This window comes from Larkinella arboricola, from assembly GCF_003259745.1.
Lineage (GTDB): Bacteria > Bacteroidota > Bacteroidia > Cytophagales > Spirosomataceae > Larkinella > Larkinella arboricola.
Genome location: NZ_QLMC01000002.1, coordinates 342847 through 358616, shown reverse-complemented (window position 1 = coordinate 358616; position 15770 = coordinate 342847). Strand labels below are relative to the sequence as shown.

General features: G+C 53.2%; 14 protein-coding genes. All 14 read left to right on the top strand.

Annotation, left to right across the window (positions count from 1 at the left end; genetic code table 11):
• The first annotated feature begins 236 nt into the window (after nt 1-236).
• The 14 genes from LX87_RS08570 to LX87_RS08505 all read left to right on the top strand — a co-directional run bounded on the left by LX87_RS08570 (nt 237) and on the right by LX87_RS08505 (nt 15754).
• Nucleotides 237-1259, top strand: coding sequence for a glycosyltransferase family 9 protein (locus tag LX87_RS08570; RefSeq protein WP_111627804.1), 1023 nt, complete (start codon nt 237-239; stop codon nt 1257-1259).
• 12 nt (nt 1260-1271) lie between these two features.
• A complete protein-coding gene (locus LX87_RS08565) occupies nt 1272-2144 on the top strand; it encodes a carbon-nitrogen hydrolase (protein ID WP_111627803.1) in 873 nt (290 codons plus the stop codon).
• An 8-nt stretch (nt 2145-2152) separates the two neighbouring features.
• Nucleotides 2153-3781, top strand: a complete 1629-nt coding sequence (locus tag LX87_RS08560) for a hypothetical protein (protein WP_111628332.1) — start codon at nt 2153-2155, stop codon at nt 3779-3781.
• 202 nt (nt 3782-3983) lie between these two features.
• Nucleotides 3984-4703, top strand: coding sequence for a coiled-coil domain-containing protein (locus LX87_RS08555; protein WP_111627802.1), 720 nt, complete (start codon nt 3984-3986; stop codon nt 4701-4703).
• Nucleotides 4704-4815: 112 nt separating this feature from the next.
• Entirely contained in the window at nt 4816-5841 is a 1026-nt protein-coding gene (locus tag LX87_RS08550; protein WP_111627801.1) for a hypothetical protein, read from the top strand.
• A 115-nt stretch (nt 5842-5956) separates the two neighbouring features.
• Nucleotides 5957-7000 (top strand): Ppx/GppA phosphatase family protein, encoded by a 1044-nt coding sequence (locus tag LX87_RS08545; RefSeq protein ID WP_111627800.1) that lies wholly within the window; start codon nt 5957-5959, stop codon nt 6998-7000.
• Nucleotides 7001-7090: 90 nt separating this feature from the next.
• On the top strand, nt 7091-7594 hold the full coding sequence (locus LX87_RS08540; RefSeq protein ID WP_111627799.1) for a hypothetical protein: 504 nt from the start codon (nt 7091-7093) through the stop codon (nt 7592-7594).
• 77 nt (nt 7595-7671) lie between these two features.
• Complete coding sequence (locus tag LX87_RS08535; protein WP_111627798.1) at nt 7672-8751, top strand: agmatine deiminase family protein; 1080 nt, start codon at nt 7672-7674, stop codon at nt 8749-8751.
• Nucleotides 8751-9089 carry an avidin-fold protein gene (locus LX87_RS08530; protein ID WP_111627797.1) on the top strand — a complete coding sequence of 113 codons (339 nt, stop codon included), beginning with the start codon at nt 8751-8753 and terminating at the stop codon, nt 9087-9089. Before LX87_RS08535 ends, LX87_RS08530 begins: the two co-directional genes overlap by 1 nt.
• A 6-nt stretch (nt 9090-9095) precedes the next feature.
• Nucleotides 9096-9776 carry a hypothetical protein gene (locus LX87_RS08525; protein WP_111627796.1) on the top strand — a complete coding sequence of 227 codons (681 nt, stop codon included), beginning with the start codon at nt 9096-9098 and terminating at the stop codon, nt 9774-9776.
• Between the two features lie 108 nt (nt 9777-9884).
• Nucleotides 9885-12221: a peptidylprolyl isomerase gene (locus LX87_RS08520; protein ID WP_229310595.1), complete on the top strand. Its 2337-nt coding sequence runs from the start codon at nt 9885-9887 to the stop codon at nt 12219-12221.
• A 99-nt stretch (nt 12222-12320) separates the two neighbouring features.
• Nucleotides 12321-13682, top strand: coding sequence for a peptidylprolyl isomerase (locus tag LX87_RS08515; RefSeq protein ID WP_111627794.1), 1362 nt, complete (start codon nt 12321-12323; stop codon nt 13680-13682).
• Between the two features lie 97 nt (nt 13683-13779).
• The gene (locus LX87_RS08510; RefSeq protein WP_111627793.1) at nt 13780-14745 is read left to right on the top strand and encodes an AAA family ATPase; all 966 of its coding nucleotides are present in this window, start codon (nt 13780-13782) and stop codon (nt 14743-14745) included.
• Nucleotides 14746-14983: 238 nt separating this feature from the next.
• Nucleotides 14984-15754 carry a hypothetical protein gene (locus LX87_RS08505; protein WP_111627792.1) on the top strand — a complete coding sequence of 257 codons (771 nt, stop codon included), beginning with the start codon at nt 14984-14986 and terminating at the stop codon, nt 15752-15754.
• The last annotated feature ends 16 nt before the right edge of the window (nt 15755-15770 follow it).

Below are 15770 nucleotides of genomic sequence, written 5' to 3'. Positions count from 1 at the left end.
TCAAATTTACAATGGCGTAATGAAACGGCCCTCATCTTTACTTAATCTTAACAATTTGATAATAATGGCGTAATGCCTTAAACAGTAGCTGAACGTTACCGCCGGGGCACCCGTGAAATTCCGGCAGCGCCCGGTATGAAACAATACCGGACCGTCGAATCATTTATGCGGCCGGAACGGACTCGTTTTGGACCTTTCCTTCAAAATCTCCCGGGCTTATCGTAATTTTGCTTCAGATGCAGACAACGCCCGTTAAATTTTTAATTCTCCGGTTTTCTTCCATTGGTGACATTGTGTTGACAACACCGGTTATTCGGTGCCTGAAACAACAGGTGCCGGGGGCGGAAGTCCATTTTTGCACGAAGCGGGCCTATCAGTCGGTTGTTGAATCCAATCCGTATATCGACAAACGGATTTACCTGGGCGATAAGCTGGCCGACCTCATCGGCGAGCTGCGGGCCGAACGCTACGATTACATCATCGACCTGCACAATAACCTGCGCACCCGGATCATTAAACTCCGGCTGGGCCGACCGTCGAACAGTTTTGACAAACTAAACTGGGAAAAGTGGCTGTATGTCCGCTTCAAGTTGAAAACCATGCCAAACCTGCACGTCGTGGACCGGTATCTGAAAACCGTTGAACCGTTCGGTGTGGTTAACGACCTGAAAGGGCTGGATTATTTCATCCCCTACCGCGACATTGTGGAGCGGGAATGGCTTCCGGCGTCGCACCGGCAACGGTTTGTTGCCTACGCCATTGGCGGTCAGCACAATACCAAAAAACTGCCTGTTGCCCGGATGATTGAACTGTGCCAGAAAATTAACTTCCCGATTGTGCTGCTGGGCGGTAAAGAAGATGCGCAGGCCGGGGAAGAAATCCGTCAGGCGCTGGGCAACGATCTGATTTACAACGCCTGCGGCAAATATAACCTCAACCAGTCGGCTTCACTGCTGGAGCAGTCGGTGCTGGTGTTCAGCCATGATACGGGCCTGATGCACATTGCGGCTGCCCTGCAAAAAAAGGTGTATTCAATCTGGGGGAGTACCACGCCCCAACTGGGCATGTATCCCTACAAAACGCAATTTGTTACCCTCGAAAATAAACCCTTAGGCTGCCGTCCGTGTTCTAAAATTGGATACGAACGTTGCCCTTTAGGCCATTTCAAATGCATGAACGAACTTCCGTTTGACTTCGATCTTACCGAGTTGAAGCGGGGCGCCGGCCCCTCGACCCGGCGAACGGGTCCGGAACGTTAATCACTTATTCAGATGTCAAAAAAAGTAAACATTGGCCTGGTGCAGATGTCCTGCACGGCCGACCTGGAGGCTAATCTCGAAAAAGCCATCAACGGCATCCGGGAAGCTGCCGCCAAAGGAGCGCACATTGTGTGTTTGCAGGAACTGTTTCGCTCGCTGTATTTCTGCGATGTCGAAGATCACCATAATTTCAGTCTGGCCGAAGCCATTCCCGGTCCGACGACCGACCGGTTAGCAAAAGTAGCCCGGGAAACCAATACCGTTATCATTGCGTCGTTATTTGAAAAACGGACGGCCGGTTTGTACCACAACACCACGGCGGTGCTGGATGCCGACGGCACGTATCTGGGCAAATACCGGAAGATGCACATTCCGGACGATCCGGGTTACTACGAGAAGTTTTACTTTACGCCCGGCGACCTTGGGTACAAGGTTTTCGAAACCCGGTACGCCAAAATTGGCGTCCTGATCTGCTGGGATCAATGGTATCCCGAACCCGCCCGGATTACGTCCCTGATGGGTGCGGAAGTCCTGTTTTACCCCACGGCCATTGGCTGGGATACGGAAGAAACGGACCCCAAAGTGGATGAGGAGCAATACAGCGCCTGGCAAACCATCCAGCGCAGCCACGCCATCGCCAACGGGGTTCACGTCGTTTCGGTGAACCGGGTCGGCACGGAAGGCGGGCAGAAATTCTGGGGTGGATCATTCGTAGCCAATCCGCACGGATCGCTACTGTATCTGGCCCCGCACGACCAGGAGGTGGTTCACGTTCAGGAGGTTGATCTGGACCTCACGGACCGTTACCGTACAACCTGGCCTTATTTCCGTGATCGGCGGATTGATTCGTACCAGCCGATCACCAAACGTTACATTGACGAATGACCAACCGCATGAAGTTTTTTTTGATTTCATTAGTAGCCGGAACGATGGGCGCCGGGTTGTGGTACCTCAATTACGTACGCGGCCCGGAACCCATCGTTGTCGTTCATCAGGGAGCCCTTCCGCCTTCTACCGCCCTTGCGCCGACGCCCCGGCAACCCTTTACCCCCACCACCCGCAAAGGCTACTGGAATCCGGATGTGGTCGGTGATTTTACCCTTCCCGCCACCAAAACCCTCACATTTCATGCCGCCGGTCGAAACCTGCACGTCGATCAGGACTGGTCGAAACTGTTCCGCCGGGGGTTTTCAGCCATCGACAAAAGCCGGATGGTCCCGGACGAGTTCCGCAGTCCGTGGAATCCCAAACCAGAAGGCTGGACCAGTCGCCTGAAACCGTCCCAACGGGCTTTAACCATCGGGCAGGGCTACATGGCCGATCCGCCTTTCAACATCAGCTGGTCGCGGGCGGGCGACAACGCCCCCGGCACCTGGTACATTCGCCCCTGGGGTGACCAGAATTTCAAAAACAGCATCGCAGTGGCCATGCAGGAACTGAACGGCGAATGCGAAAACTTTGGCGACTGCCCGCCCGACAAACGCCTGAACACCTACGGCAAGATTTTCTTCGACATTGAGAACGAAGGCGTCAACAACCCAATGAACCGTCAGGAACAGGCTAACTTGTACGTCTTTATGATGAAGACGCTCCGGCAATGGATCAGTCCGTATACCGAAGTGGGTTCCATTGCGCCGGTTCCGCACAACAGCTATGGCTACTCCCGCGCCCGCGACTACAACGCGTCGCCCGACTGGCTTTGGGACATGCCCGCCAAGCAAACGGATATTTCCCGCCAGCGGGGTATGCCCGACGATATTGTTGGTAAAACCTTTGCGGATTACGCGGATTTTCAGATGCCCGGCACCTATTATCTGTATCCGGAATTTGATTACTCCATTCCGCACAACGACGACGGCGCACGTCACTGGCTGGCGGCTTTGCTGGGGGAGCAGGAAGTAAACATGAAGTTGTCACCGAAAAAACGGATTGCGTGGCACTGGCTGTTCAACACCCAGAGCAGCGATTTCCCGAATAGCGAAAAAGCCAAAAATGCCGCCCCGCCCGCCATTGCCGAAGGAATGGCAATCTTTTACTGGTTTACGGGTGCTTACGGGGCGCTTTTCTGGGATGACGCCAATGAGCTAAAACCCGACCAGCCCACCCCCGCTGATGTCAACCTTCAGGGCCTCGGCAACGACCGGGTGTATGCCTGTTACGAGCACTACATCCACGGTTTGTGGCGCCTGTTCAAACACCACGGCGACCTGTTCAACGGTCGGGAGAAATACCTGAACGAACAAACCGAGTGCTCGGTCGATGGTGGCAAAACCTGGTACAAATTCAACGCCAACCAACTCAAAACCAACGACCTGCCCTTCGTGCGGGCCCTTGTCAACGGCAACCAGATTCTGGTGGCGGCCACCCAGCCGTACGGCAAAGCGGGCGAACGCAAAGAGGTGATGATGCGGTATGTGGAGGACGGCTACCAGTTTTATACGACCATCAACCTGACCGGTGACGAAATTTACCTGGGCCGGGCCACCCTGCGAAAAGCCGCCGGAGCCCGCAAAAAAGCGTAATTGAGTAAGACCATCTATAGCCATTTTGACGCTAAAAGCCGGTTTTTCCGGCTTTTGGTGCGTTAATACAGTTCGGCCCGGTTTTCATCCTTACAGGCCATCAGGGAACCGTTTGGCTTAAAACAGTTATAGTATCATCTGGCGGCTTTCTAGTATTGTACCGTCTTTCATCCGCGAGAGCGAACGTTTTAACGAAAACACGATGGCAGAACAAGAAACAAGTCCCGGGCTGGAGGGCTTCGGAAAGAAACTTCTGAGTCTCTTTATCAAAGACGTACCGGAAAATAGGCCGCGACCGGTCGTCCCTCAAGCCCCAAACAATCCGGTTATCCCCCCGGCCGTACAGGCCAACCCGGTTTCGACCCCGTTGGCCCCGGTCACCCCATCTGCGGAGGGGTCGGTGGATACCAAATTTGTGGATCACTTTGCGTCGGTGCTGTCGAAAGCCAATCAGCCGGGACCCGATTATTTTGAGTTTCGGGAGACGCTGAAAAACCTGTCGAACCTCAATCTGAGCGAGGACCAGCAGTATCAGGCGGCCTGGGCCAGTTTCCGGGCAATGGGCGGCCCGGCAGACGTTTCGTCGCTGATCAACTCGGCCAATCAGTACCTGACGGCCCTGAACAACGACCAGCAGGCTTTTTCCCGAACCGTAGACGCGGCCCTGAACGAAAAAGTCGGCGGCTTGTCCAACGAGCAGAAGCAACTACAGGCGGAAAACGAGCAACTCGCCAAACAGATTCTGGAGCTTCAGCGCAAGATCGACGCCAACAACGGTCGGCTGGCCCAGATCGGGGGCGAAATTGACGAACAAAGCCGGAAAATTGCCCAGAACAAGAGCAACTACGAAGCCACACTGGCCGTATTCGTTGGGCAAATCAAACGGGATTTATTAAAACTTGGAGAATACATAAAGCAGTAATCAACGGTTTATAGTTTTTCGTATACTTGGTTGCCGGAAGACGTACATCACCGGCCCAACGAAACTGAAAATACCGTACACGTCATACTATCTTAAAACAACGCAATAACAAATGGCATCAACACCTGATTTTTCACAAGTGGGTGGCCGAACCGACGACGGCGACAAGCGCTCGTTCTGGAGCCGCCCGGAAGGCATCACCGGCATGTTTTTTCTGGCCGCCATTGGTGCGCTGGGACTGGTTTATTTCAACCGGATTGTCGAATTTCTCATTCGCGTGACCGAAAATACGCTGTATCTGGCGGGGTTGCTGGCCGTTCTGGGCTTTCTGATCTTCCTGTTTACCAGCAAGGACGTTCGGACGGCGGTTTTCTTCCTGTACAAAACCCTGATGCGTAAACTGACGGGAGTTGTCATCCAGCTTGATCCCATTGCGATCATGAAGATTTACGTGGACGATCTGAAGGATAAGCGCCGGAAGATGCAGGGGCAAATCGACACACTGGCCGGGCAACTGGTGAAGCTAAACCGGAAGATTGCCGAAAACAACGAAAACATCAAGCAGAAGTTTGCCGAAGCCAACAAGGCCAACACCATGGTCGACCGCCCCGGTATGCGCGAAGCCGCCCAACTGGCCACCATCGAAGGCGCTGGTTTGCAGGAGATGAACGAAAAACTGCAACCGCTTCAACGGAATATGCGGACGGTCCTGGAGTTTATGGAAAAAGTAAACAAAAGCGCCGATTATATTATCAAGGAAACCGAAATCAAGGTTAAACTCAAAGAGGCCGAATACCAGATTGTTAAGGAAAGCTCCAACGCCCTGCGAACCGCCATCAGCATCTTTAAGGGTAACCCGGACAAGAAGTTCTACTTCGACGAGTCGATGGAGTACATTCAGGACGACATGAGCAAAAAACTGGGCGAAATGAAGCGGGCGATGGATATGTCAATGGACTTCATCAACTCGGTGGACATCCAGAACGGTATTCTGTCGGACAAAGGGCAGGCGCTGCTGGAAGCCTACAACCACGGCGAATTTAAGATTATCCAGACCAGCGACACGACTCCGCCCCCGGTGCCGAACCGCCAGATTAATCCTCCGAAAGACGAAGGATACCGGAGTCTGCTCGACTAATCAATTGTGAATGAGCGAATGACAGAATGGGTGAATAAATAGCTTGATCTGTCATACGCTCATCATTCCGGTTTTTTGTTCCTATTCACTCATTTTATCATTCAAAATTAAATCTATGCAACGCTTAACCGTAGCCGGAAGGCTCCTGATTACGGCCCTGATTTTAGCCGCTATTTACTTTGGTTTCAAATACATTGGCGGAGTTGACTTGCTGAAGAAACTCGCGCCGAAAAATAATACCGAACAGGCTGCCGACTCGCCTTCCATGCCGTCGGGGTCGTCGGAATCGGAAGAACAGGCTTCGACCGAATCTACGGCCAGCACGGACACGGAAGCTACCGACGAAGCGGGCTCCCGGCCTACGTTTAGCTACTCCCCTCCCGCGCCGGAGAACGGCAAGCTGAAAGGCGTGGTTGAACTGGGGGCCAGCGGCTTTAACTCGTTCATCATAACCGTTGATCCACAGAAAAACTGGAAGCTGGAAAAATCGGAATTCGGCAACAGCCTGGTGCTGGAGAACATGGCGACCGATCAGGATATCCGCGAGGGTCTGAAAAAATACATTGCGCAGATGCTGAACTTCGGTGTAGCCGGGCGCGATATTCACTTCGTGGTTAGTTCGGGGGCCGTAAAAGCCGAGAATACGCAGAAAATCATCAAAGCGCTGAAATCGCTGAACTACGTGGTCAACACCGTTACGCCCGAGCAGGAAGGAAAGCTGGCGCTGCGGTCGGTGTTGCCGAAGGATTTTGAAAGCAACGCCTTTGTGGTTGACATCGGCTCCGGAAACACCAAGATTTCGTGGAAAGAAGGCGGCAAAACCTCGGCCCTCGAAAGCTACGGCGCCAAGTATTTCCAGAACGGTGATGACGATTCGAAGGTGTATAACGAAGTCAAAGCCAAAGCGGCTGAGATTCCGTCGGCCAACCGTAAAACCTGCTTCATCATCGGCGGGGTACCGTTCGAGTTAGCCAAAGAAGTTCGTAAAGGCAAAGAACGTTACACGGTTTTGAACGCTCCCTCGGCTTACAAATCGACGGAAGCCAAAACCAAAGCCGGGGTCAACATCTACAAAGCCATCGCCGACGGCACCAACTGCAACCAGTTTGTCTTCGACTGGGATGCCAACTTTACCATTGGTTACTTGCTGACCTTGTAAGATTTTAATTGTTACACAGAGTTTATCAGAGAACATCAGAGGTAATCGGAGAAACTCTGATAAACTCTGTGTAACAATTCACTCCCCCACATGACGCTACAGGATTTCTTCCAGTCGGTTTCTTCCAATCCCGCTCTGCTGACGGTTTTGCTGTTGTCCATTCCGGCGCTGGCCTTTCTTGTCAATTTGTGGTCGGGCGAGCAGGCAGCAGAAATCTGGCGATGGCGGTTTGTATACGCAACACTGGTGTATCTGGCCTGCATCCCCGGTATTTTCGCCGTCACGCTCAACATCTATTTATTCCTCTTCGAACGCCAGAGCATCTGGCAAATGAACCTGATCACGCAGGTCCTGCCGGTGATCACGATGGTGGCGACGCTGATGCTCATCAAACGCAAGCTTCCCTTTGCCTACATTCCCGGCTTTGGCAAACTGTCGGGTTTCATGACGCTGATTACGGCCGTGATCGGTATTTTGTGGTTTATCGACCGCACCCGTATCTACGCCGTTACCTACATCCCGTTTGCCTACATCGCTATGGGATTTGTGGGAGTGCTGCTGCTCATCCGGTTTGCCTGGAGCAAGCTCTTTTGATCGTGAGGTTTTCCAATCGCTGCCGTGAAGCCGCCAGAATTTTGTAGTTTTGCATCAGGAATCGCAATTGCTTGAGAATGGCTACACACACCCAACCGCAACCACACAATACCCATTTCATCCCCGCCCAGCACGGATTTTTCTTCCCGGCCGAGTGGCACCCCCACGTCGCTACCTGGCTGAGCTGGCCGCATACCGAAGCCTCGTGGTCCAGCGAGCGGCAGGAAAAAATGTTTCCGGCTTACATTGATTTCATTCGGACCATCAGCGAAAGCGAGCAGGTTTGCATCAACGCCCACAACGAAACCGTCATCCAGACCGCCAAAATGCGGCTCCTGATGGCCGGGGTCGATCTGTCGAAAGTTACGCTGCTGCCCAACCCCACCAACGATTCGTGGTGCCGCGATCACGGCCCGGCGTTTTTGATCAACCCGACGTCGAAGGAACGACTGATCGTCAACTGGGAATACAACGCCTGGGGTGGCAAATACCCACCCTACGACCGTGACAGCCTGATTCCGGTCGAAATTGCGCACTACCGGAAACTTCCCTACGTCAATCCGGGCATCATTATGGAAGGGGGCGCGGTGGAATTCAACGGCAAGGGAACCGTACTGACCAGCCGGGCCTGTCTGCTGAATCAGAACCGCAATTCGCACCTGACCCAGGCCCAGATCGAGCAGTATCTGTGCGATTATTACGGTGTTCAGCAGGTTCTATGGGTGGAAGAAGGCATTGTGGGCGACGATACCGACGGACACATCGACGACACCGTACGGTTTGTCAACGAAGATACCGTCGTGGTAGCGACTGAACCGAATCCCAACGACGACAACTATCCGTTTTTACAGGAAATCCGCCAGGAACTGAACGAAATGCGGCTGGTCAATGGCAAGCAACTGAACATCATTGAACTGCCCATGCCCGACCCCGTAATCAGCGAAGGCCAGCGGTTACCGGCTTCGTACGCCAATTTCTACATCAGCAACGGCGCGGTTATTGTACCGACGTTCCGGTGCGCCAAAGATCAGACGGCCATCGACATTCTCGAAAGCTGTTTCCCGGACCGGAAAGTGGTGGGTATCGACGCAACGGATATCGTCTGGGGGCTGGGAACATTCCACTGTCTGAGTCAACAGGAACCCGCCATCGACTGATGAACTACGATAAAAAGATTTTTCGCTCGGTAGCCAATACCGACAACGGCGAGGTAAGCGCAGCCACCACCTTCTGGTACCAGCAGGACGGCGAGGTCGTTTGGGCCGAATACCGGGGCGGCTCGGTAGTCAAAGGATTTCTGATTGCCAAAGTGCTGGCTAACGGCACGCTGGATATGTCCTACCAGCACCTGAACACGGACGGCCAGTTTCGCACCGGCGTTTGTCATTCGACGCCCGAAGTGCTGGCCGACGGTCGCATTCGTCTGCACGAACGCTGGCGGTGGACCAACGGCGACGGCTCGGAGGGCGCGTCGGTTATTGAAGAAGTTGTCTGATTGCGTATGAAACCGTATCTTTTGCTGTTGCTTCTGGTCCTTTCAGCCTGTTCGAGCCTGAAACCGCTGACGGCGGAAATGAAGCCAACCAGCCTGAAAGCCATCAATCTGGAAGAAACCCTCAGCCGCAGGGATGAACTGATGATGACCTGGTCGCTGACGGCTTTCGATAGCCGCAATAACCTGGTGGGGGCCGCTTCCAGCGCCTGGGGTGTCGAAACCGTAAAAAAGGGCGCAACGCTGTCGTTTGACAAGCAGGCTCCGGTTCAGGTAACCATACCCAAAGGCGGCAAAGTGGTCGCTTCGCTCGTGCTGATTGAAGTGGATGATTACAGCCAGACGCAGCAGTTGATCAAGCGCATCCGCGACGTCAACGGCTGGATTCAGGTACCGGTTGGTTTTTTTGCCCTGGGCGTCGAATTACTCACACCGTTGAAGTATGTCACAACCGCCCTGACAGCCGCCGGTTTGGGAATCCAGTTCACCGACCGGCTGGACAAAGACGATGTGCTGGGCCAAAGCAGCGTGGAGCTGCGCGACACCCCAGAAAGCCGCAAAAAGCCGGAATCGGTCATGCATATACCGGCCCGGTTTACGGGACGCCACCTGCGTGATTCGTTTGAATACGTGGTTGAGTATGATATTCAACTCAAACGAATGAAAATAAAGCCGGTTTCCGGTCGTTAAAAACGTAACGTTTTCCGGCAAATATCTGTTTCCGAATAGAATCTTATCCAACTACCATTCATGCGTCTGGATCGCCGAAAAAACTATTCACCGCAATTCATACCTGTTTTGACATCAACTCCTTTCATTAAAAAAGCGTCGGGCATTTTGATTATTGGTGGCTTGCTGACGGGCTGTAAGCCCTCGGCTCCGGTTGTTACCAAGGCCCCCGAACCGGTTATTTTAAAACTGGGCAATAAATCGTTTACCACCGACGAGTTTTTTCAGTCGTTTACCAAAAATCAGATCAACGGCGACTCAACCCGCCGGACGGATCTCCGGGAATACGTTGACTTATACACCAATCTGAAGCTTAAAGTGCTGGCTGCCGAACAGGAAGGCCGCGACACGACGGAAGGCTTCCGGGAGGAAATTGCCAGTTACCGCAAACAACTGGCGCAGTCGTATCTCAATGATAAAGAAGTCATTGAACACCTGACGGCCGAAGCCTACGAACGGCTAAAGGAAGAAATTAACGTTTCCCATATCCTGTTTCCTGTTACCGACGATGCTGCCCCGGCTGATACGCTGGCCGCTTACCAGGCTGCGCTCGATGTTCGCAAACAGTTACTCGACGGAACCGATTTTTCGACGGCGGCCCGGCAGTATTCCAAAGACCCGACGGCGGCCACGAACGGCGGTAATCTGGGGTACCTGACGGCTTTTCAGGTGGTTTATCCCATCGAAACCGCTGCGTATACCACTCCAATGGGCAGCGTTTCGATGCCGGTTCGTTCGCGTTCGGGCTATCATCTGGTGAAAGTGCTCGACAAACGGCCCAGCCGGGGTAAAGTGCAGGTGGCGCATATTCTGGTGCGGGTAAGTCCCAGCGCGGCCGCTTCCGGGAGTGGCGATGAAGGGCAGAAAGCCGCCAAAACCCGGATCGACGAAGTGTATAACCGTCTTGAAAAAGGCGAACCGTTCGATTTACTGGCGAAAGAATTTTCGGACGACCGCGAGTCGCGCAACGCCGGGGGTGTTTTGCCGGTCTTTGGAGTTGGGCAGATGGTGCAGCCGTTTGAGGAAGCCGCGTACAGCCTGACCAAACCCGGCAGTTATTCGAAACCCTTCCAGAGCAACTACGGCTGGCACATTGTCCGGTTGATTGAACGCCAGCCGCTGGAACCGTTTGAATCGCTGACGGCCACCATCCGGCAGAAAGTGGTGACCGATACGCGGGGCGAAATTGTCCGGAAGGCGCTGGTGGAACGGCTTCGTAAAACGTATACCGTGACGGAATCGCCGGACGTGCTGGCCAAAACGCTGGCCCTAGCCGATAGCAACTTACTGGCGGGCAAATGGAAATTACCCGCGACGCTTGACCCGGCCATTGATAAAAAACCGATTGTACTTGTCAACAAGCAACCCTACACGGCCAACGAATTTCTGGAAACCGTGGTCCGGCGGCAGCAACCGCGTCGGGGACCGACCTCATCCGCTACGGTCCAGATGGAGCGGCTGTTCCGGCGGTTTGTCGATGATAAACTGATTGAGCAGGAAGAAGCCGGTCTGGAAAAGAAATACCCGGAATTCCGGGGGCTGATGAACGATATTCGGGATGGTGTGCTGCTTTCGCAGGTGATGGAAACCAACGTCTGGGAAAAATCGCTGACGGATTCGCTCGGCCAACGGGCCTATTACGAAGCCAACAAAGAAAAATTCCGCTACGATCAGCGGGCTGTGGCTTCCGTGCTGGTAACACCCAACGACGAGACGCTGAAACAGGCATCGGAGATGCTGGCCAAAAGCCCGTACCAACTCCGGCGGTCGGTTGCCGAACTGACTTATGGGGCCAATCAAAGCGCCCTGACGGCGCAGCAGCGCGAATCGCTGTTTGACCTGCTGGTGCTGATGATTAAAAATCCGGACTACATCGTGGAAGTGTCGGGATCGGCCGATGGCACGGAGCGGGACACGGTTTCGGCCAGCCGGGTACGGACGGTGGTTAATTTTCTGACGACAAACCGCATCCCGATTGTCCGGATTATGGAAAAAGACTACGGTAAGTTTCGGCCCGGTGCATTGGGCGGTAAGGGCAAAAATGATAAAGCCCGTCGGGTGACTTTTCAGTTATTCTCGACTTCTAAACAGGATGTTGAGAAAATACTGAATTCGAAAGAGCCGGGAGCCGTTAAACTCACGGAAGGGATTTTTGCCAAAGGAGCTAACCCGTATCTGGATGCCGTCGAATGGAAGCCCGGCACGACTACGGTTCGGCGCGACGGCAAGGTGGTGCTGGTGAAAATTGACCGGATTGACCCGCCCCGCATCAAAACCTTTGAAGAAGCCCGTGGTGCGGTGATTAACGATTACCAGGCCATTCTGGAAAAGCAGTGGCTCGACCGGCTCAAACAACAGTATCCGGTGCAGCTGAACGAAGAAGAAGTGCGCAAACTTGCTAAATAAGTCCCTGATTAACATCATTTAACAGATTCGCTTCTTCGGCATATCAATAAATCCTGCCGAAATACGTAATATTGAATAATAAACCTGAATAAAGTTTTAATGAAATCAACCATTCTCTCCTCCTTTGCGCTGACGGTGTTGCTGGCTCTGGTAACGTCGACCGGTTTTTCGCAGGGAAAAGGGGTCAGTTTGAACAAGATCATTGCGAAAATTGACAACTATTACGTGCTGAAATCGGATCTTGAGCAAACCCGCCAGTCGTACGCGCAGCAAAACCAGAAGGCCCCGGCCGACTGCCAGCTTCTGGAAAGTCTGGTGGTTCAGAAAGTGCTGCTGGCGAAAGCCGAAATTGATTCCGTTATGGTCGATGACAAGATTATCGACAACCAGATGGACAGCCGGATGTCGTACATGATTCAGCAGTTTGGTTCGGAGAAAAACATCGTGGAAGCCTACGGTAAAAGCATCGAATCCCTGAAAAGTGAATTGCGCGCGGAAGTGAAGGAGCAAATGCTCGGCCAGCGGATGCAGACCAAGATCACGGACGACGTGAAGGTGAGCCCCAACGAAGTCCGGAAGTTTTTCAACAGCATTCCCAGAGACAGTTTGCCGTACATTCCGGCGGAAGTCGAAATCGGGCACATTGTCCGGTTGGCAAAAGTAACCAAGGAACAACGCGAAGACCTGCGCAAACGCCTGCTGGCGCTGAAAGAACGCGTTGTAAAAGGCGAAGAGTTTGCCAAGTTAGCCACCGAATTTTCGGAAGACGTAGGTTCGGCCCAGAAAGGCGGGGACCTGGGTTTTGCTAAACGGGGTCAGATGGTTCCCGAATTTGAAGGAGCCGCCCTGAAGTTGAAGCCCAACGAAATGTCGGAAATTGTTGAGTCAGAATTTGGTCTTCACCTGATCCAGCTCATCGAGGTGCGCGGGGCCGAATACCACGCCCGGCATATCCTGCTCCGGCCCGACTATAACCGGCTCGACCTAACCGAACCCCGGCGGTTTCTGGACAGCCTGCGCACGCTGATCCAGGCCGATAGTATCAAATTTGAAAAAGCCGCCAAAGACTTTTCGGAAGATAAAGCCACCGCCGACGCGGGCGGTATCATCCGCGATCCGCAGACCAACAGCTCACTCCAGCCGCTGGATCAGACCATGGATTATACGTTGTTCATGACGCTTGATACCATGAAAGTGGGCACCATCAGCCCGCCGATGGACTATCGTCTGGAGGATGGCAAAACGGCGGTACGGCTTCTGTATTTCAAACGGAAAGTTCCTCCGCACACGGCTAGTTTGAAGGACGATTATGAGAAGATCGCCAACATCGTGATGGTTAACAAAAAGAATAAAGCCATTGACGAATGGTTCAAAAAAGCCGTCAGCGATGTTTACATCAACGTGGATCCGGAATACGAAAGCTGTCAAATCTTCGGCTCAGTCAAAACCGAAGGACCGTAAAAGAAGTAAACGTTAAAAATTAAAAGTTAAGAGTTAGATGAAGCGATCTAACTCTTAACTTTTAACCCACAACTCATAACTCTTAACCCCTCTGCTTGTGGTACAGTATAACTCTGACGTTGAAGCTGCTGAAGCACTGAATGAAGCGTATAAAAAATTAACCGGAGAAATTTCGAAAGTGGTTATCGGACAGGAAGAAACCGTGCGGCTTCTACTGACGGCAATCTTTTGTCAGGGGCACTGTCTGCTGGTAGGGGTTCCGGGGCTGGCCAAAACCCTGCTGATTCAAACCATCGCCGGGGCGCTCGATCTGAGTTTTAACCGGATTCAGTTTACGCCGGACCTCATGCCGTCGGATATTCTGGGTTCCGAGACACTGGACCAGGACCGCCGGTTCAAGTTTATTCAGGGGCCGGTATTTGCCAACATCATCCTGGCCGACGAGATTAACCGGACTCCGCCCAAAACGCAGTCGGCCTTGCTGGAAGCCATGCAGGAATATGCCGTGACCATTGCCGGTCAGAAATACCCGCTCAGCCGCCCGTTCTTCGTACTCGCTACCCAGAACCCCATTGAACAGGAAGGAACCTACCCCCTACCCGAAGCGCAGCTGGACCGGTTTATGTTTAACGTCTTTCTGGATTATCCGTCGTACCAGTCGGAGCTGGATATTGTTAAATCAACGACCAGCGACGAACGGTATCAGGTTAAGAAAGTAATCTCGGGCGACGAAATTATGTCTTTCCAGCACCTCGTACGCCGGGTGCCGGTGGTCGATAATGTGGTTGAATACGCCGTAAAACTGGTGCATAAAACCCGCCCGAATACCGAACTGGCGTCTCCGGATGCCAATACGTATCTGGAATGGGGAGCCGGTCCGCGGGCATCGCAGTCCCTGATTCTGGCGGCCAAATGCAATGCCTTGCTGAATGGTAAATACTCACCCGATATTGAAGATGTGCGGGCAGTGGCGTATCCGATTCTTCGTCACCGGGTGGTCCGGAACTTCAAGGCCGAAGCCGAAGGGATTACGGTGGATCAGCTCATCAAACGACTAATGTAAGACCGGTTTACGGTTTTCAGCACACGGTTTTAGGGATGGTCAACCCGGTTTGGCTACGCTGAACACCGTAATCTGAATACCGTAAACCGGACTCTTTCCTACCGCTCAGTAAATCGATTCTATTTTTCCCGGATTGTAACAAAATAGTAGCAAACTTGATGGATGGATACTGACCTATCCATTGCTTCGAACGTGGCAATGGTCATGAAGAGGCCCGTTTGGTATTCACTGTCAATCCATGGTTACAAGCCCTCTTACGGCTTTTGCAAGCCGACACCAACACTTTGCCCGGGGACTGATCGTCCTCTCGGAACTCTGGAATGCCACCATTGGTCTGGTTATCGGCAGCGCCCTGCTGGCCGATCAACCGGGCTGGTACTTGTCGGTACTGCTGGCTGGGCTGGTTCTGATCCGCTTTTTGCTGACACGTTACATCACCCTCCGGCTTCCTGATCTGAAATCCCGCGAGCGGTTCTGGTTTCAGAAACATGGCTATTCCCTGCTGTTCCTGATTAACTTTCTGGCGTATACCATTGCCGGTGGAATCAGCGGGCGGACCATTCTGCATCCGGAGCCGATGGGGAGTGTTGCCAGTGAACGGTATGAATTCTATGCGGGAAGAAGTGAAAAAGACACCCTGGTGTCACCCCCACCAACCGCAAGCCCAGCTTCTGCCCGGAACACCGAATCGCGGTCCGGGACCCGAATTGCGTACATTTTGCTCTTTCTAGCCAGCATTCCGACGTCCATTCTGTCCGCCCGCCTGGCGTGCAGCCTCGCGTGTGCCGATCAGGGAATTGCGGCCGCTCTGGTCATTTTGCTTGGGTTCGGCGTGTTGGTTGGCGGTGTTTATTTCCTGGGACGAGCCCTGAGCAAAGACCTGAAACCGTATCGGGATATGACCAAAAGCGAACGCAAACGCGAAGGCCGACGATTCCTGCGCGCCTTACTCATAACCGTGGCCGGCCTGACGGTTGCAGGGGTCATTCTTTCTTTGATTATCAAGTAGCCGAACCCTTTGACAC

Coding starts and splice junctions, on each gene's coding strand:
- LX87_RS08570 (WP_111627804.1), top strand. CDS start 237: ATGCAGACAACGCCCGTTAAATTTTTAATTCTCCGGTTTTCTTCCATT.
- LX87_RS08565 (WP_111627803.1), top strand. CDS start 1,272: ATGTCAAAAAAAGTAAACATTGGCCTGGTGCAGATGTCCTGCACGGCC.
- LX87_RS08560 (WP_111628332.1), top strand. CDS start 2,153: ATGAAGTTTTTTTTGATTTCATTAGTAGCCGGAACGATGGGCGCCGGG.
- LX87_RS08555 (WP_111627802.1), top strand. CDS start 3,984: ATGGCAGAACAAGAAACAAGTCCCGGGCTGGAGGGCTTCGGAAAGAAA.
- LX87_RS08550 (WP_111627801.1), top strand. CDS start 4,816: ATGGCATCAACACCTGATTTTTCACAAGTGGGTGGCCGAACCGACGAC.
- LX87_RS08545 (WP_111627800.1), top strand. CDS start 5,957: ATGCAACGCTTAACCGTAGCCGGAAGGCTCCTGATTACGGCCCTGATT.
- LX87_RS08540 (WP_111627799.1), top strand. CDS start 7,091: ATGACGCTACAGGATTTCTTCCAGTCGGTTTCTTCCAATCCCGCTCTG.
- LX87_RS08535 (WP_111627798.1), top strand. CDS start 7,672: ATGGCTACACACACCCAACCGCAACCACACAATACCCATTTCATCCCC.
- LX87_RS08530 (WP_111627797.1), top strand. CDS start 8,751: ATGAACTACGATAAAAAGATTTTTCGCTCGGTAGCCAATACCGACAAC.
- LX87_RS08525 (WP_111627796.1), top strand. CDS start 9,096: ATGAAACCGTATCTTTTGCTGTTGCTTCTGGTCCTTTCAGCCTGTTCG.
- LX87_RS08515 (WP_111627794.1), top strand. CDS start 12,321: ATGAAATCAACCATTCTCTCCTCCTTTGCGCTGACGGTGTTGCTGGCT.
- LX87_RS08505 (WP_111627792.1), top strand. CDS start 14,984: ATGGTTACAAGCCCTCTTACGGCTTTTGCAAGCCGACACCAACACTTT.